Raw genomic sequence first — 18,082 nt, forward strand, 5'->3', positions numbered from 1 at the left:
GCTCAGTAAAAGATAAGACATGCCTTAAGTGCTTGTGCCTAGCCGCTAAAGCGCAGCCTTGATTTATGTTGGCAATCGTACGTTGGGCATATTATTGTGCCAAATAACGGTTTGAGCGATTAGAGAAAACTGTGTTACGAGCCGTATCTCCTTACCTTTCTTTTTGCATGTTTGCGCTTGCGACCGCCGCTGCTCAAAGCGACCGCACGACTATGCCTGCGGATCGCCCAACACAAGGTATCCAGATTACCAATACACCGGCTGAGCAGCAGCAACTAGGCCGAATAGACCGGCAGAGCCAGGAAAACGAAGGACAGAGTGAGCAATCCAGAGATGACAGGCGGACAGCATTAGAAAATTTTAATAATCCCAAAGAACCTGACATGGAATTCCAGCGTTTTGTTGCTGCGTCGTTGGGTTATCGTTTGGAAATCTTTGGGGAAAATCTGTTTCGCAACGTCCCCTCTACGTTTGCGCCTCTGGATCGGGTTCCAGTTACCCCGGACTATCTGATCGGGCCCGGCGACGAGCTGTTGATTCGGGCATGGGGGCAGATCGACATCAATTACCGTGCGGTGGTGGATCGTACCGGAGCAATCTACATACCGAAGATAGGGGCCATGAGCGTTGCCGGTCTGCGCTATGACGAGCTGAACAGTGCGCTTACCCGAAACATCGGCCGCGTGTTTAAGAATTTTGAGTTGAACGTTACTCTGGGCCAGTTGCGTTCCATCCAGATCTTTGTCGTAGGACAGGTGAAACGGCCAGGCTCCTATACCGTCAGCTCCCTCAGCACGCTGGTCAATGCTTTATTCGCCTCCGGCGGGCCATCAAACCGCGGTTCCATGCGGCAAATTGTCCTGAAACGCCAGGGTAAGGAGATCACACGTTTTGATCTGTACGATCTGATTGTCTCGGGGGACAAAAGTAAGGACGCGCAATTGCTCCCCGGCGACGTGATCTATGTTCCACCCGTGGGCAAGCTGGTTGCGTTGGCCGGAAGCGTTAATGTGCCAGCAATTTATGAGTTAAGAGAGCGCGAGGATTTAAGCCAAGTGCTTGTTTACGCCGGCGGCCTGACCACCACCGCGGGCGGGCAGAAGGCTTTCGTCGACCGTATCGATGACCGCCTGACACGCCGTACTGCGGAGTTCGAACTTACGGCAGCGGGACTCAAGACCGAACTCAACGATGGCGACATCGTCAGGTTTTTGCACATCTCACCCAAGTTCGATAACGCTATAACGCTGCGGGGGAACGTCGCAGTTCCGGGCCGATATCCCTGGCGCCAGGGCATGCGTGTAAAGGACCTTATACCCAATCGTGAATTCCTCGTCACCGAAGAGTTCTGGAAACGGCAGAACAAGCTGGCTGTGGACCCGGACAGCCTGACGTTCCAGTCCCATGATGAGGCCGACCAGGAGCGGCAGCAGCAGAGACTGCGAGAATGGCAACGTGATCGTAACGAGCCCTCGACGCAAAGCAGCGGTCAGAACCAGGCGCCAGTTCCTGTGCCTCCGTCTTCGAGTTCGAACGAGCTTCCATCCGACCAGCGTGGCACCCGGCGGAACGAAGACCTATCGAGCCGGGTAGGTCGAACCGAGGCGCAGCGCATCAAGCAGGAAGAATTGAAGAACGAAGTGAAGCGGTCAGCCGCCGAGATTAATTGGGAATATGCAGTAATCCAGCGAATCAACCCCGAGGATCTCACCACCCGGTTGGTACCCTTTAACCTAGGAAAGGCGATTAGTGGAGAAGAGACTGAAAACGTCGTGCTGCAGCCCGGCGACGTGGTCACGATTTTCTCCCAAAATGACATGCAGGTGCCAGCCGCACAGCAGACGAAATTCGTGCGCCTGGAAGGGGAATTCCGCACCGCCGGGGTCTACCAGGTTGAGCCAGCGGAGACATTGCGTCATTTGATTGTTCGAGTAGGCGGCCTTACGCCGCAGGCCTACCTTTATGGGTCAGAGTTTACCCGTGAGTCGACCAAGGAAGACCAGCAGAAGCGGCTCGATGAGTACATCAACGAACTGGAAAAGTCGATCGACCGCAACGCCGGTGCGCAGAGGAACCTCAGCGGAGAAGAGGCGCTGACCGAACGTCAGTCCCTGGAGGGCCAGCGCCAGCTGCTCGACAAGCTTCGCCAGCTAAAGGCAACCGGCCGTATCGTGCTTGAGTTGAAGCCCAATACCAGCGACATAGATGCTGTCCCGGACCTGCCCCTGGAAGATGGCGACAGGCTGCTCGTGCCCTTCCGGCCAGCGACGGTCAACGTAATCGGCTCAGTCTACAACAGCAATTCTTTCATTTTTAAGCAAGATAAGACGGTAGGCGACTATTTAAAGATATCGGGGGGACCTACGAAGAACGGGGACAAGGGGCATTTGTTCGTCATCCGGGCCGACGGGACTACGGTCAGTGGCCATGGACACAACGGGGTGTTCTTTAAAAGCTTTACCGAGGCAAGGTTGTCGCCGGGCGACACCATTGTGGTGCCGGAGAAGCTGGACAAGGGTGTGGTACTGCGAGGGTTCAAGGACTGGACACAAATCATTGGCACGTTCGTGATTGGTGCTGCGGCCGCGAAGGTATTGTTTCCGTAAGATACCAGCTTGCCACCTAAGTCCGCCGTTGATGGTGCGAGAGCTAGATTTATATTAAAAGCGCTTTAATATGGCTTGCTTGCAATGATCCGGGTGCCTACTTACGTTTAGTCTTACGTAATCGCATCTTCTCCAATGATATGAGGGGTTTGACTGATCCGCGTGTATTGTTCGGGGGCATAGAGGTCACCGTTCTTTAAGAGAAAGCATCAGCAGCATTGGGATTCACCAGCGCATCTGAGCTCGAAACATTAGCGGGGCCGTGGGTAAGAGCGGGTATGGCCAGTATCTCCTTGGCCTGCTCGAACGGCCGGCTTTTGAGGACATAACGTGCAAGCAGTGAAGACAAAACTTGAAGGCGTGTTGCTGGTGAGGCCAAGAGTGTTCAGCGATGATCGCGGCTTTTTCTTGGAAAGCTACAACGAGAAGGCGCTGGCTAGCGCCGAGATACATTACCATTTTGTCCAGGACAATCACTCGCGGTCGAGCAGGAACGTCCTGCGCGGCCTGCACTACCAGATTCGCCAGCCACAAGGGAAGCTGGTGCGCGCCGTGGTCGGAGAAATCTTCGATGTAGCAGTTGATCTGCGACGAGAGTCGGCGACATTCGGGGAATGGGTTGGTGAGGTTCTGTCAGCAGAAAACAAAGACATGCTTTGGGTGCCGCCGGGATTTGCGCATGGTTTCATGGTCCTTTCCGAGTGGGCGGAAGTGCTCTATAAGACGACGGATTATTACGCCCCACAGTTTGAGCGCACAATCCGCTGGGACGACCCGGATATTGGTATCGACTGGCCCTTGGACGGAGAGCCGCAGTTGTCGGCTAAAGATAAGCAAGGAGAATGGTTGCGGGATGCCGAGGTGTCTGCCGAAGGCTGCTCATCTATGCGATGAAACGAGCTGATTCAAAAATCGTCATTGTGGGGCGCGATGGCCAGCAGGAAGTTAACGGCTAATGAGCACAAAGTGGGTTGTGGTGAAGAACGCCGTAGCAAACTTGGCCCGTGGAGGCGCTTCAGGAATTGCTGCGCTGTTCCTGCCGGCGGTCTTGGTGCGCCATATGACGCAACTCGATTACACGGTCTGGGTACTTGTCCTACAAATCGCAGCCTACAGCGGTTATCTTGATTTTGGACTCCAGACGGCAATCGGTCGCTACGTTGCGTTTGCAAATGAAAAACAGGATGCTGAACTGAGGAATGGCATTTTCAGCACGGCCTTTTTTGGACTATCATTGGCTTGCGTTATCTTCATTGTCCTGCTATTCGCCGCTGGCGCAGGTGCGTCTTGGCTGTTTCCACAGATTTCAGCCCAGGTTGTTCCTACGATGCGTTGGGCCCTGCTGATAGTTGGATCCTCCGTCGCGATCGGCCTGCCTGCTTCTGCGTGGAGCGGAGTTTTTGTAGGACTGCAGAGGAATGAAATTCCTGCCATCGTAACCGGCGGTGCCAAGATTGTCTCTGCGGTTGCGGTGGTGGCAGTCGTATTGCAGGGACACTCAATTATTGTGATGGCTGCCGTGCTGGCAGTGCTCAATCTGTTTTCGTATCTGACACTTTTTGGGCTGGCTAAGAGAGTTGCTCCAGAAGTTAAGTTCCAGAATTCGCTGGTACGCTGGTCGAGTGCAAAAGAACTGAGCAACTATTGTTACAGCTTAACCATCTGGTCGTTCGCCATGATGCTCGTGACGGGGCTCGACCTGCTATTGGTTGGCCGTTTCCAGGTCAGCGCTCTTGGTCCATACGCTGTGGCCGCGAGTCTGGTGACATTTGTTGCCGGCGCCCAATCCGCTATCTTCAGCGCCATGATTCCTCGTGCGGCGGTAGCGCATGCTCAGCAGGATCCCGCGGCTTTAGGGAGAATGGTCTTAACGTCTACGCGGGTAGGCGTCTTACTGTTAGTTTTTACGGGAATGCCGCTCTTACTATTTGCTGATCCGATCATGGTTGCCTGGGTTGGACGACAGTATGCAATTCAGGCACATGCAGTGCTGCTGGTTTTAGTCAGCGCCAACATGATTCGTCTGACGGGGGTCCCATACTCAGTTGTTCTCATAGGAGCAGGGCAGCAGAAACTCATCACGTTGAGTCCCCTTGTGGAGGGACTGACGAATTTGGTTGCAAGCGTCCTCCTTGGACTGAAATTCGGCGCTATGGGTGTGGCATGGGGAACTTTGATTGGAGCAGGTGTCGGAGTGTTAGGCAATCTCGTTTATAATATTCCGCGTACCAACAAAGCAATTCGACTGCGGGTTCTGCAATACCTTTTCAGTGGGATTGTTTTTCCCGCACTCGCTGCTGTTCCGTTCCTCGTTTTAATACACTTGCCGAATTTGATGCATCCTCTAGAAACCCCACTATTGTTCATCATTGTTTTTGTAGCGCTCATCGGAGTAATTCTTTACAGGAGCCGAGTCGTTCGCCGGAACACGCTCCTGGAAGCTGACAGTAGGCGATTGGAGCGATTGGAGCGTTTGCATGCGAACAACGAGCATCCGTGAATGGCTGCGACGGTCGCCTGTCGAGAAAATCGCGTCGCTGCGTCATCGGTACTGGGCGGTGAAATCGCGGTTTTATTACCGTCCTCAGTTCATGGGTCTGGGCCGCGGGAGCGCCATTTACGCTCCGCTAATGATCAGGAATCCGGAATGCATCGAAGTCGGCGAACGGGTTCTAATACGGGACGGCGTGCGATTGGAGGTGGTACGTGACCCATATGGCCGAAAGCCACATCTGTCCATTGGGTCGGACACTGGAATTGAGCAGAATGTGCATATCGTTTGCCATAGCACTATAAAGATTGGGATTGCGGTGGCTATTGCTGCCAACTGCGCGATCGTGGATGTTTCGCACCCATTTCGCGATGTAACGTCAACCTTGAAAGTAGCTGAGCGAATAGCAGACGAGGACTCGTTCGTTGAGATTGGAGACGGAGCTTTCCTTGGCTATGGAGCAGTAATTCTACCCAATGTCCGAATTGGTCACCGAGCCGTGATCGGAGCCAATTCGGTAGTTAGTCGAGATGTGCCGGATTTTGGTGTAGCTGCCGGGAACCCCGCCGTCTTGCTGGAGGTATTTGACCAACAGGCTCAGAAGTGGGTCAAGGCTTCCAGGCGGTAGAGAGATCGAGGTTCGTCTACGGTTATTGTTGAAGAGGGGATTATCACCCGTAAGATCAAGGAGAATGTCACTTACTGTGAAATCGGCTATTGCGTCAAACCGGCACTGGCGGTCCCTTCGGCGCCGACTTGGGTACTGCAAGAGGCGTGTTATATGGCTAGTGAAATGCCTGAAGACACCCACGGCTATGTTGGTGTCCTTCCGGTGTAACGTGTGCGGCATGAAAACGTCCTTCCCCGGCGAGGAACTTTCACGAGAGAATTGGAGCTGCGTTCGTTGCGGATCAAACGTTCGTTGGCGTAGTGTAATCCATGCCTTATCGACGGAATTGTTTGGAACGAGTATGGCGATACCCGACTTCCCGAGTCGTCCAGACCTCTCCGGTGTCGGCTTGAGCGACTGGGAAGGCTATGCCAGTCGTCTGGAAAAGAAACTCGGCTACACAAACACTTTTTACCACCAACATCCATTTCTTGATATCACGTCAGTTGATCATTCTCAAGCCGGTCTTTATGATTTCATTATTTCAACGGATGTTTTCGAGCATATTTGCCCTCCTATTTCAAAAGCGTTTGAGAATGCACGTCGCCTGCTGAAACCAGGCGGCGTGATGATTTTCACCGTACCGTATGTCGAAGGGGAAACGCGTGAGCACTTCCCGGAAACCTCTCGGTTCAGCGTTCAAAAGAAAGCTGACAAGTGGGTGTTGTTAAGTGAAACCGCTGATGGTCGAACGCGAGAGTTTACGGATATTACTTTCCACGGAGGCCCAGGTACAACCGTGGAATTCCGGCTTTTCGGAAAGGACGATCTATTGAGGGAGTGCATAAATGCTGGGTTCAATCCCATCCGGATTCACGAGGAAGCGATACAGGAATACGGCATCCGATGGATTCCATATGTTGCGGAAAGAGCACCTTACCGCCCCTTGATCTTCGGCCTGGATACTCCTCCCTGGGCGCTTGTGAATGGCAGTGACACCGCAATGAGGAAGAGATGAAAATCCTGATTAGTGGAGGGGCGGGATTTATTGGTACTCACGTTGCGCGACGTTTGCTCGACAATGGGTACGAAGTAACCGTGTTGGACAATTTCAGTGAGCAGATCCATGGCAAAGACCGGGAATTGGCCCCTGATTTGCGCGGAGAAGTCCGTTTGGTGGTGGGCGATGTCCGCGATGAAGATGCATGGCGGAAAGCACTTCTAGGTCAGGAAGTAGTTCTCCACCTTGCAGCCGAGACAGGTACCGGCCAGTCAATGTACCGGGTTCGGCATTACACCGACGTGAATATTGCCGGAACCTCGACCCTCGTGGAACTGCTCCTCGCTGGAAATACACAGGTCCAAAGCCTCATTGTAGCTTCGTCGCGAGCCGTCTATGGAGAAGGAGCTTACAAATGCGGGGAACACGGTACTGTCTATCCCGCTGGCAGGGTCGTTGCCGACATGAAAAAAGGGGAATACGAACCGAAGTGCCCAGTCTGTAGCCTCGCCTGTTTGACTATCCCCACTACCGAGGAAGCTCCTTTCCGTCCTTCGTCTCTGTACGGACTGACCAAGCAGGTACAAGAGCAGATGGCTCTGCTGTACGCTCATACGCTCGGAATCAACGGCTTCGCTCTGCGGTGTCAAAATGTGTTTGGCCCTGGACAATCCCTCAAGAATCCCTATACCGGTATACTGGCTATTTTTTCGAATCAGGCTCGCGCAAATGAGCCAATTTACATTTTTGAAGATGGAAAAGAGAGCCGGGATTTTGTCTATATCGATGATGTGGTGGAAGCAACTGTTCGCTGCGTAGAGGCCAAGCCACAACCGCCTGCGGCGTTAAATATCGGTTCGGGCCGCTCTGTCAGCGTCCAGCAGGTTGCGGAAGCGATCGTGCGGCACTTTAACAGCAAATCTGAAGTAATCGTGAACGGCGCGTTCCGGGAAGGTGATATCCGCCACAACACGGCTGATCTCTCTCGGGCTAAAAATGTTCTCGGTTTTTCGCCGGCATGGAAGTTTGCTGACGGCCTTCAAGAATTCCTGATGTGGTCAGAGCGCCAGGACGCGGGCACCGCGCTTTATGAGCATTCTCTAGCGGAAATGCGGGAGAAAGGTTTGATGCATGGCAAGTAGCAACAAGATCGGCATAGTCACGGTGACGTACAACAGCGGCAAGGTATTGCAGGATTTTCTGCACTGCGTTTTTGCCCAGAATCACAGCAACCTGGTCTTGTTTGTGATTGACAATGCATCAGCGGATTCAACACTGCAACTTCTTCGTGATTGCGTGGATCCCCGTCTGGTGATTATTGCAAATCCCGACAATCGCGGGGTCGCGGAAGGGAACAACCAGGGAATACGTGCCGCGTTGGAGGCGCGTTGCGATTCTGTTCTCCTCATAAATAACGATACTGTTTTCGACAATGACCTGGTCGAGAAGCTGTCGGCCGGCTTATCCCGACACGCGGCAGATATGACCTGCCCGAAAATGATGTACTTCGACGAACCAAGGCGCTTCTGGGCAGCTGGAGGGAGCTTTCAGCCCTGGTTCGGCTATCGAATTTTCCAGAGGGGAGAGGTCCTGGACTGCGGCCAGTACGACCAGGTTGAGCAGGTATCTTATGTACCCACCTGCTGTGTGCTGATTCAGGCAGCCCTTTTCGGCAGAACCGGACTGATGGATGCAAAGTACTTCGTCTATATGGATGATGTTGATTTCATGTTCCGTGCGCACCGCGTCGGAGCAAAGCTGATGTATCTGCCGGAGTGCAAGCTGCTGCACAAAGTGAGTTCACTCGCCGGCGGTAAGCATTCAACCGTCGAAATCCGTTACTGTACCAGGAATCGGGTCTATTTCTTGATCAAGAGCTTCGGTTTTCTGAAAGCGCTCCCCTGGCTGCTTCTCTATGAGGCATACTTGTGTGCGCGGCTGGTGGTTCTCCGCGACAACATCGGGATGTTTAAATTCAAGCAGCAAGCGTTTTTTAACGGATTGTCGATGGGGCATTGAAAGCTGCCCATTGGGCAAACATTTGCGGAGGGCATATCAGTTCACGGTATGAATGGAACGAAATTGAAACCTGAAAAGGAGATGTCAGGCTTTGTTCAGATTTGCATCTTCCTTTTTATTGCCTTATCTCCTATTCAGGATTTCTTCCTGCAAGGAACTCCTTTGCGCAGCCTTGGCGCAAGTCCCTCTTTGTTCCCACTTCTGGCGATTGCGGTTGTGAGTTTCACCCAGTGGCTAATTTACGGGAATCTGAACGTAGATCGCGCCCTTCTTGTTTGTTTGGTGTATGTCTTCCTAACAACTGCTTACGGTTTCCTATACTTCGGACTGACAAGCCACGATCAAAACATGATTTGGAAAAGCACGACAAGTTTTATTTCGCTTGCCCTTCTTGTGTTCGCAGTCAGCAATATAGAATACCGAATCAACTCGGTCGTTCGTGCCGGAATCTACACTGCTTTTGGCCTCGTGATTTTAGGTTTTTGTTTTAGCAACGCAAATCCATTTGGGCTGCCAGGCTTGTTAGAAACACGAATCCTGCACTTTACGCCGGTTGCCGACTTTAGGCCGCGCGGACTTTCAAGCGAACCGAGCGAGTTCTCAATTAGTGCGATCACGATGGGACTTCTGGGCGTCCATCTAACACGTTCGACGATTGCTCGGATCATCTTGTTCGCAGTGACCGCTGGTCTCCTAGTTGCGTCCGGATCAAAAGGCGGCATGTTGACCCTCTTCTTCTGTGCCGTCGTTCTTTGCTTAATAAAGTGGCATTCACGCTGGTACCATATTGTCGGGATCCTATTAATTTTACTGCCATTTGGGGCATTGTTCATTCTAATGGTTGTTCCCAATTTGTTTCCTGAAGAAGTGATTGCGACGTCGGGAACGATACCCACCCGCTTCTCGATGATTCTTTGTGCTTTGATTACTGTTACTCGGCACCCTCTTGGCGTTGGCTTGTCTGGATTCCTTCCCGCGGTTGGCGCTTATTTACCGAGCGCAATGTCAACGGTGCAATCATTTTTTGCGATACCCTTATATTTCGAAGAGGTCTCTCAATATCAGACATCTGCGGACATGGTAAGTACCAAGACCTTTTTTTTCGACCAGTTGATACGATTTGGAATTCCTTTCGCATTTTGGTTTTTGATATTCATCGTGAGACTGCTAAATCGCTTGGTGGCCCAACGGCAATGGATTATTGCCATCGCCCTTATGGCCTCTGCGATTGCTGTGACGACTTATATTCCTACTGCGGGCGTTTACACGGTCGCAATTGTGTTTGGGGTAGGGCTTAGCGAGGTGAGAAATGCGACGAATATTAGTCGTGGCAAATGATTTTCCGTATCCTCCGCATCATGGCGCCGCAGTTGACATTTGGGGACGCATTCTGAATCTTAAGCGGCTTGGATTTACTCTGGACCTTATTGCAACTGTTAAAAGTGGTCCCACCCAGGCGGATATTGACGCTGTCCAAGCTGTGGTTTCGCATTTGTGGATTCTCGAGCGCGACGTGAGATTGTCAGCGTCCTTATCTCTGGATCCCTTTCAAGTGCGCAGCAGGCGTGCGCTAAAACAGGTCACGTTAGCCGAGAAGTATGATGCCGTCCTCTTGGAATCCGAACATGTCGGCCCAATTTTGGAGAATGTCCGACTGCAGGCTAAGGCGCGCATCCTGCGGTCCCAGAATGACGAAGCCAGATATTTCAGGGAGCTGAGCAAAAGCAGCCGCAATTGGAAAGAAAGACTGTTCTATAAACTTGAAGCTGTTCGTTTCGATAAGTACTCACCCGCTCTCAGAGCAAAGTGCGATTTGTTATGGTTCATATCTGATTGGGAGAGAACTCTTCATCTTCGGAAGAGCCCGACCGATGTTTCAAAAGCCGTCTTCTTGCCTCCCGATCCGGGCAGTAAGATAGGTTCATACGCTGCTTTCGGCAAAGAGGTATTGTTTGTCGGTACACTCGCTGTATCGCTCAATGTGAATGCCTTACAATGGTACGTGGATCACATTCATCCACGCTTATCTAAACTCGAAGGCTATTCACTGACCATTGCTGGACGTACTGGTGGGGTTCCCATTCCCGCTTTGATTAAAATGGTTGAGAGATACACAAATATCTCCTTTTGTCCGGATCCGCAAGATTTGAGCGATCTCTACAGCAGAGCCGCAGTATTTGTGAATCCCGTTCTTCGTGGTGCCGGGCTCAAAGTCAAGACGATTAACGCGTTGCAGGCTGGAGTTGCAGTTGTGACTACCTCGATTGGGATGGAAGGCACTGGTCTTGTTAATGGTACACATTTGCTCGTGGCGGATTCGGTTGGCGAATTTGCGGGCAGCGTGGAAAGACTTCTCACGGACAGGTCACTTGCGGCTAAATTAGTTTGTTCCGCTCAATCTTTTTTTGCTGAAGAGTATAACCAGGAACGGAATATTGAACAGTCGCTTTCGGCTGTATTGTCTATTCGTCCCGGCGATCACCAATGACAAGCCCGGTGGTGCACGGCAAAAAAGCCGTTAGGGTAACATGTTCACTGGTGCTGTACCAGAATCAGCCAGAGCAGGTGCGCTTATGTATTAAAAGCGTGCTATCCAGCGATCTCAAGGTTCGTCTGGTTGTGATTGACAACTCCCCGCTGGACAAACTTCGTGAGACAGCGGCCGGGGCGGATTATTACTTTTCAGGTCATAACTTGGGTTTCGGAGCAGGCCATAATATTGCCATTCGAAAATTGTTAAGTGGGTCGGATTATCATTTGATCGTCAATCCAGACGTCCGCTTCGGATCTGAAGTTCTCAACGCTCTCTATCAATTCATGCAACGCAATCCGGATGTTGGGCTTGTCATGCCTCGCGTCCTTTATCCGGGCGGGGAAGAGCAAGGTTTATGCAAGCTTTTGCCAACCCCTTCAGACTTGCTGATACGAAGATTTGGCGGGCCATTGAGGAGGTCGATTTTTCGCGCGAAGATGGATCGCTATCTTCTCCGGGGAGTGGACCTGACATCACCTCGGGTAGTGCCGTCGCTTTCTGGTTGTTGCATGCTTGTAAGGACGAGTTTGTTCGAGAAAGTTGGTCTCTTTGACGAAAGATACTTTCTCTACATGGAGGACGTTGATCTGTGTCGCCGCATCGGGGAAGTATCAAAGACAATGTATTTCCCTGACGTGGCTGTTTTTCATGAATACCAGAAGGGGTCTTACCATAACTGGTTGCTGACGAAGCATCACATCAGTTCGGCCTGGAAATACTTCAGCAAATGGGGTTGGTTTGTCGATAAAACGCGCGACCAATTGAATCAAAATGGCTGTGAACCCGTCTGATAGGTTCACATAGCGACTAGCGTCCATCTACGACTTGTGGGAATCTCTTTGCCACATCATTCTCAAGGCTTGCAGCCTGCGGTAGTCTTCCGGACGCTGGCCAGCCCGTCGGATGCCTTCCAAGAATAAAATTCCAAAGATCGCCAGAAGAATCCAGATGAACGTCACAGCGGGAACAATTAGGCTGATTTTCGGAAAGGATTTCTTGTCCGGGACGACCGCAGCGTCCACTACCTGGATAATCGCCCCTTCGCGAGCTTCATCGAGCTTGGCCAGCTCAAACTGTTTGGCGAGAAGCTCAAAGATCATCTCGTTGTATTTCACGTCACGCAGCTTGCGGATGTAGTCCATCCCCGCCTGGGGAATCTTGCCCCGGGGAACGATCAGGTCAGAATCTTCGCCGGACTGAGTCCCGCCGATCTGCCGCAGCTGTGACTGCAATGCCGCCAGCTGTTCCCGGGCCATCAGGAAGTCAGGGTTGCTGGGCGTTTCAGACAGGCTCAATGACCTGATCTGCACCTCTTTAGCGGCGATCTGCGCTCGCAGCGCGGCCACCGACTCGATCAGAGCCTTGGCCTGGCTATCCAGCTGAATCATGCCGCTTTTTTGCTGCGACGCCTTTAACGCCTCTTCCGCGCCGGCCAGGTTGTTTTTGGCCTCAACCAGTTGGCGCTCGAAAAACAGCCGCCGCTGGCCCGCCTCCCCGATCGCCAGATGCTGCGAGAACCTCTGGTACTCGTCCACATAGGCGTTGGCCATCTCCGCAGCGCGCTGGGGATCGCGGTCTTCAATCTCAATGCGAATCAGCCCGTCCTTTAGGTTGCTATCTATGGAAGTGTGATTCTCCAGCGACTTGCGAGCGTCGGAGAGCCTCTTGTCCTTGTAAAGCTTCATCAGATCGAAGCGCTGGATCATGGCGTCTTCAACGCTGCGGCTCTTCAACAAGGCAATTGTCATGTCTGCTGGATTCTTCAAGCCGATACTGCCTCCGGCCAGCGATCCTAAGGCGCCCAGGTTGCCCATCTGGGACAGGAGCGCGGCGCTCAGAGACGATCCCTGCTGCGGCGGAAGAACCGTGGTGGTGGCCGTATATCTCTTAGGGATCAAGAGGGTGACGATCAGGGCCAGCGCAAACACGGCCAAAGTACTGGCCGCCAGGAACTTTTTCCGCCTGCCGATGACGATCAGCAGGTCAAGCAATGAGACGTCGTTGGACGATTCGGCCGTTTCAGATGTGTCCACTTCGGGACCGCCAAAACCGGTCATCTCTATCGTTTCTTGGCTTTTTTCTTCCCGAGCGTCTCGCATAACTTGCCGCATGCCTGTCCCCACCGATGGCTAAATCAAACGCTTTCTATTACAGAAATAATCCCACTCTGCTGGCTTTTTGATATTGTACCTTGGAATGAAAAACAAGAGCACAACCGATCAGCTGAGAACGCCAAACAGATACACCTAGACGAGCGGCAATGAACATGTACACGTCTGGCCGTCCGGGGCTGTGTGTGGCGCCTAGCCTGGTATAGCGAAATCTAAGGCAAATCCCGCAAGACGCAATTGCAGCCCTGAATTATCATGAATGGTTGCGTCTCAACACAACATGCTGAGAATCGTATGACTTGGTGGAAGCAGACTTGGTATGCGTGTAATTCGAGGCAACTCGCAGCTTCCACAATCCTGCGCTGAGGCTATAGGGTAACAAGTTGGCCCCTCGATGCACGGCAGACCTTTTCCGTCAAAAGTATGAAAATCAATCTTGTTTCGCGGGTAGCATTCGTCGGGACTTTCCTGCTGGGAGGTTGTTTTGCCCAGGAAGGTGACTTCCGGGTTGATAAGTCGACGCCGAAAACGTTAGTCTCCATTCAACCGCCTTCAGATATGCCCCGAATGGCTGGGGGATGCGCTGGACTCTGTGGCAATGGGTTCAATCAATGCGGGAAGGAGGTTTCCTGTTCCAAGGTGTCCGTTCCGGAATCACAGAGTTCCACGCCGGATGCCACGGGTCAGCAGAAGCAGCCTTCGGCCAAGATGTCAGTGAAAAGGGTATTCCTCAACCTTCCCGGAGATCAGAAGGCCATCTGGACATCGCCATTTCATCTGCGCTTCGAAGACGCTCCATGGGTGGTCCCTCTTGCCGGCGCGACCGGCCTCTTTTTCGCGCGCGATCGCAGCATCATGTCCCGCGAACACTCCAACCTTACGGCCATTGATCGGAGCGACAACATTTCCAACGGTGGCACGATCGCCCTCGCTGGCGTCCCAGCCATGATGTATGTGTGGGGAAGCCTCAACGGATCTGGACGTTCGAAAGAGACGGGTCTCCTGACAGGGGAAGCCCTGATCAACAGCTTCGTTGTCGTCGAAGCGCTGAAAGGCGTTTTCGGGAGGGAGCGCCCCACACTACCTGATGGACGGGGAAGGTTCTTCCAGGATTTCGGCGACCCTTCGTTTCCTTCCCTTCATTCGATGCTGAGCTGGACGGCGGCGTCAGTGATCGCACATGAATATCCTGGATGGCTGTCCCAAACCCTGGCGTATGGCACCGCGTCTGCGGTGAGCGTGGCGCGAGTCACCGGCCGCAAGCATTTCCCCTCTGATGTCGTCATTGGTGGCGGGTTGGGATGGCTGATCGGCCGGCAAGTTTACAACAGGCACCACAATTCCGATCTTGATGAGGCTGACTATGGGAACTTCATTCCCGAAGGCCTCCACTTCGAAGGACCCCAGACCGGAACAACCTATGTGCCGATGGACAGCTGGGTATATCCAGAAATTGATCGGTTGGCAGCTCTCGGCTATATCAACACTGCAGAATCAGGGATGCGCCCTTGGACTCGCTCTGAGTGTGCGAGGCTGGTGGATGAAGCAGGACAGGCAATTGATCTTCATGATTCCAGCAAATGGGGGGATATTTATAAGCGACTTGCGGCCGAGTTGTCCCCCGAATTGCAAGGAAAGCAAACCCAGCCGAACGCATTTCTGGAAGAAGCTTACACCCGTGTTGGCTTCGTCTCGGGCTCTCCTTTGTCGGATGATTATCACTTCGCTAAGACTTTTACCGAGGATTTCGGCCGGCCGTTTGGGAAAGGCGTGAACGATGTCACCGGCGCCTCGGCACGGACCATTGTGGGGCGGCTCGCTTTTTACGTTCGCGGGGAATATCAGCATGCGGGGATGCTTTCACCTCTAAGCGCGACCGCGCAACAGGCAATTGCCAATCTTGAGGGCTTGCCATTCGCCCCGCCGCAGCGTACTGACACGCTAGACCGTTTCCGCTTGCTCGATGCTTATGCTTCTTTTACTTTTCGCGACAATGTAATCTCGTTTGGTAATCAGACTCTTTGGTGGGGCCCGGGAACGGATGGCCCCTTCCTCGCCAGCAACAATGCTGAGCCTCTCCCAATGCTTCGCATCTCGCGAGCCAAGCCATTTGTGCTGCCATGGATATTCCGCCTGATCGGTGCGATTCGCGTGGAGGCGTTCTGGGGCCAGTTAGAAGGGCAGCAATTTGTTGGCTTTGAGGATGCCGCAGGGAATCGCCACGTGATCGCTGCACCGCTCCATCCTCACCCCTTTATCCAGGGCGAGAAGCTGTCGTTCAAACCAACGCGCAATCTGGAGTTCGGGTTTGGCGTAACTGCGGTCCTGAGCGGCCCAGGTTTTCCTCTAACACTGCACAGCCTGCTGCGCAGTTACTCGCCAACGGGGAATACCATTCCCGGTCAGCCCAATGACCCTGGTGATCGCCGGTCAGCTTTTGATTTTTCTTACCGCATTCCCGGCCTGCGCGACTGGCTCACGTTTTATGGCGATTCTTTCACCGAAGACGAATACTCTCCTATTGCTTTTCCTCGAAAATCGGCATTCCGCACTGGCCTCTACATGCCTCGGCTTCCCAAGCTTCCGAAACTCGATCTGCGCGCCGAAGGCATCTACACGGACATACCCAACCTGGGCGGCGTCGGAGTGGCTTATTTCAATGACCATTTTCTAAGCGGCTATACGAACTATGGACAAATCATCGGGAACGCGATTGGTCGGGAAGGGCGCGGGCTGAACCTCTGGACGACATACCGATTCAACGCCAGCGACAATTTGCAGTTTCATTACCGCAATCAAAATGTGAACCCGGCATTCCTGGAGGGAGGTTACTTGCGGGACTTTGATGTGAGCGGAACGATCGTCAAAATGGGAAGCCTGATTCTTACCGCTTCGGCCAAGTATGAGCATTGGAATTTTCCACTCTTATCGGCAACCCCAAAAACCGATATCGGTGTCTCGCTGCAGGTCAGTTTTCGCCCGCTGCACGGATTCAAGCTCTCTAAGAGCAACTGAAGTATGGCGACTTTGCGCTGAGCTGCAATCTGTGAAGGCAGTTTGATGCTGATAACAAAGGGACGGTCGCTCAAGGCAATCGAATTTCCGCTAACTTCTGTGTTTGAAAACCCACAGGTTTTCACGCACCCAAGATCGCTCGTTTTAGTATTTCATTTTCAATGATTTGGCGTCATGAATCTTAAAGGGTTTTGATCTGCGGCAAGGATCTCGACTTTTCAGTCGACGCTCCGAAAACCTGCATCATGAGGATCTTATGAGTCACAGAGAACCGCTTCCGACAGCGAGCTGGTTTGTAACAAAAGGGATGGGCGGGCCATTTTTGCCGGAAGACTTATGACACACTTCAAAAATCGATAAAACAAGCCCGGGCGCTTCGACAGCCTGAGATCAAGTAAGGAACCATGCCCACGAACCTATTCTGGCACAGACGACCAGTATTTCTGCCAAGGCGGCTGCCTCTATTGCGCGGATCGCTAAATCGGTAATTTCGAGGTCCACGCAGGACTGCGTGAGAGGGCGAGAATACGTTCACTGGCACGATTTTGGGCAATCCTGAACATCGCACTCCCCAAAAAGGGATTGTTGCGAAAGCCCATCGTCGGGTTCGCGAAAATTGCCTACACCAACTCCTACGAGGCGAAAGCGTTGCTGCGGTCCCAGATTCACTCGCTCCCGCAGCCCCAATGCGATGGTCGTCAATTCCTCGCAAGAAGAGGGAGGTGACCCGGCTATGACTGCGAGTCAGAATATTGAAGTCGCCGGTCTTCAACTTGAGAACGACTGTATGCGGTATACGTGATTCCTTACGCGAAGGTGACCACCTTTTCTGCGAGACGGCGAATCATCGGCTCTGTTTCAGATAGCAGCACATTGTGCTCAAAGGTATCCTCAGCAGAGATCGACTTTGTAGGCCTGTTCGGGATGACATGGCTATTGTCGATGCCGCGGGAGAGCTCGTACAGACGCCGGCCATAGCGACCAAAGTTGTTTTCGAGCGCTACAAGATCGAGGTCCCGCAGTTCCCGGACCGTGTTTACACCGAGCTTCTCAAGCCTCTCCCCGGTCACTTTGCCTACTCCTGGCAGGCGGCCGACCGGTAGCGGCAGAAGAAAGGTGTCCACCTCTTCAGGCTGAATCACGAATAGTCCGTCCGGCTTATGCCAGTCCGATGCAAGTTTTGCTAAAAACTTGTTCGGCGCCACACCGGCTGAGGCTTTTAAGTTCAGTTCATGACGAATTTGCTCACGAATCTTGCTCGCGACGCGCGTAGCTGTTCGCAACGCGGTCTTATTCTCTGTGACATCCAGGTAGGCCTCATCAAGAGAGAGTGGTTCCCAGATCCGTGTGCCGCTGGAAAATCTCGCGCGTGAGCCGCGACACAGCTCGATATCTTGTGAAGTCAGGAGAAATAATATTGCCTCCGGGCACAATCGTTCAGCACGAACCGCTGGCATCGCTGAGCGTACTCCGAAACGTCTGGCCTCATATGAGGCTGCGCAGACGACAGAACGATTGGCCTTCCAAGCCACAATCACAGGCCTCCCACGCAGTTCGGGATTGTCCCGCTGTTCGACGGAGGCATAAAAGGCACCCATGTCGATATGGACGATTTTGCGGACCGGCATCTAGCAATGATTTTATTCTTCTCCTGGGGAGTTACCGAGGACTGAATACGCTCGCTCTTACCTTGGGAA

Annotated in this window: 12 protein-coding genes and 1 pseudogene; 11 read left to right on the forward strand and 2 right to left on the reverse strand. The window is 52.8% G+C overall.

Annotation, left to right across the window (positions count from 1 at the left end; all coding sequences use genetic code 11):
* The first annotated feature begins 212 nt into the window (after positions 1-212).
* The 10 genes from LAO76_01030 to LAO76_01075 all read left to right on the forward strand — a co-directional run bounded on the left by LAO76_01030 (position 213) and on the right by LAO76_01075 (position 12,050).
* Positions 213-2,606 (forward strand): SLBB domain-containing protein, encoded by a 2,394-nt coding sequence (locus tag LAO76_01030; GenBank protein ID MBZ5489498.1) that lies wholly within the window; start codon positions 213-215, stop codon positions 2,604-2,606.
* Between the two features lie 330 nt (positions 2,607-2,936).
* The gene (rfbC, locus tag LAO76_01035) at positions 2,937-3,500 is read left to right on the forward strand and encodes a dTDP-4-dehydrorhamnose 3,5-epimerase (protein ID MBZ5489499.1); all 564 of its coding nucleotides are present in this window, start codon (positions 2,937-2,939) and stop codon (positions 3,498-3,500) included.
* An 82-nt stretch (positions 3,501-3,582) separates the two neighbouring features.
* Positions 3,583-5,106: an oligosaccharide flippase family protein gene (locus LAO76_01040; protein MBZ5489500.1), complete on the forward strand. Its 1,524-nt coding sequence runs from the start codon at positions 3,583-3,585 to the stop codon at positions 5,104-5,106.
* A gap of 91 nt (positions 5,107-5,197) precedes the next feature.
* Positions 5,198-5,725, forward strand: coding sequence for an acyltransferase (locus LAO76_01045; protein MBZ5489501.1), 528 nt, complete (start codon positions 5,198-5,200; stop codon positions 5,723-5,725).
* Between the two features lie 343 nt (positions 5,726-6,068).
* Positions 6,069-6,725 (forward strand): class I SAM-dependent methyltransferase, encoded by a 657-nt coding sequence (locus LAO76_01050; protein ID MBZ5489502.1) that lies wholly within the window; start codon positions 6,069-6,071, stop codon positions 6,723-6,725.
* Positions 6,722-7,849: an NAD-dependent epimerase/dehydratase family protein gene (locus LAO76_01055; GenBank protein ID MBZ5489503.1), complete on the forward strand. Its 1,128-nt coding sequence runs from the start codon at positions 6,722-6,724 to the stop codon at positions 7,847-7,849. The genes LAO76_01050 and LAO76_01055 overlap by 4 nt, the downstream gene beginning before the upstream one ends.
* Complete coding sequence (locus tag LAO76_01060) at positions 7,839-8,726, forward strand: glycosyltransferase family 2 protein (protein MBZ5489504.1); 888 nt, start codon at positions 7,839-7,841, stop codon at positions 8,724-8,726. Before LAO76_01055 ends, LAO76_01060 begins: the two co-directional genes overlap by 11 nt.
* Positions 8,727-8,774: 48 nt before the next feature.
* The gene (locus tag LAO76_01065; protein MBZ5489505.1) at positions 8,775-10,064 is read left to right on the forward strand and encodes a hypothetical protein; all 1,290 of its coding nucleotides are present in this window, start codon (positions 8,775-8,777) and stop codon (positions 10,062-10,064) included.
* Positions 10,054-11,214, forward strand: coding sequence for a glycosyltransferase (locus tag LAO76_01070; protein ID MBZ5489506.1), 1,161 nt, complete (start codon positions 10,054-10,056; stop codon positions 11,212-11,214). The genes LAO76_01065 and LAO76_01070 overlap by 11 nt, the downstream gene beginning before the upstream one ends.
* On the forward strand, positions 11,211-12,050 hold the full coding sequence (locus LAO76_01075; protein MBZ5489507.1) for a glycosyltransferase family 2 protein: 840 nt from the start codon (positions 11,211-11,213) through the stop codon (positions 12,048-12,050). Before LAO76_01070 ends, LAO76_01075 begins: the two co-directional genes overlap by 4 nt.
* 27 nt (positions 12,051-12,077) lie before the next feature.
* Here the strand turns inward: LAO76_01075 and LAO76_01080 are convergent, their stop codons facing one another.
* A complete protein-coding gene (locus tag LAO76_01080) occupies positions 12,078-13,316 on the reverse strand; it encodes a chain length determinant family protein (protein MBZ5489508.1) in 1,239 nt (412 codons plus the stop codon).
* 693 nt (positions 13,317-14,009) lie between these two features.
* On the opposite strand from LAO76_01080, the gene LAO76_01085 reads away from it, so the two are divergent.
* Complete coding sequence (locus LAO76_01085) at positions 14,010-16,385, forward strand: phosphatase PAP2 family protein (GenBank protein ID MBZ5489509.1); 2,376 nt, start codon at positions 14,010-14,012, stop codon at positions 16,383-16,385.
* 531 nt (positions 16,386-16,916) lie between these two features.
* Here LAO76_01085 and dinB read toward each other — a convergent pair.
* Positions 16,917-18,013, reverse strand: a pseudogene (dinB, locus tag LAO76_01090) (DNA polymerase IV).
* Positions 18,014-18,082: the final 69 nt, after the last annotated feature.

This window comes from Terriglobia bacterium (assembly GCA_020072645.1).
In the GTDB taxonomy this organism is placed as follows: domain Bacteria; phylum Acidobacteriota; class Terriglobia; order Terriglobales; family Acidobacteriaceae; genus Angelobacter.

Coding starts and splice junctions, on each gene's coding strand:
- LAO76_01050 (MBZ5489502.1), top strand. CDS start 6,069: ATGGCGATACCCGACTTCCCGAGTCGTCCAGACCTCTCCGGTGTCGGC.
- LAO76_01080 (MBZ5489508.1), bottom strand. CDS start 13,316: ATGACCGGTTTTGGCGGTCCCGAAGTGGACACATCTGAAACGGCCGAA.
- LAO76_01065 (MBZ5489505.1), top strand. CDS start 8,775: ATGAATGGAACGAAATTGAAACCTGAAAAGGAGATGTCAGGCTTTGTT.
- LAO76_01055 (MBZ5489503.1), top strand. CDS start 6,722: ATGAAAATCCTGATTAGTGGAGGGGCGGGATTTATTGGTACTCACGTT.
- LAO76_01030 (MBZ5489498.1), top strand. CDS start 213: ATGCCTGCGGATCGCCCAACACAAGGTATCCAGATTACCAATACACCG.
- LAO76_01060 (MBZ5489504.1), top strand. CDS start 7,839: ATGGCAAGTAGCAACAAGATCGGCATAGTCACGGTGACGTACAACAGC.
- LAO76_01075 (MBZ5489507.1), top strand. CDS start 11,211: ATGACAAGCCCGGTGGTGCACGGCAAAAAAGCCGTTAGGGTAACATGT.
- LAO76_01045 (MBZ5489501.1), top strand. CDS start 5,198: ATGGGTCTGGGCCGCGGGAGCGCCATTTACGCTCCGCTAATGATCAGG.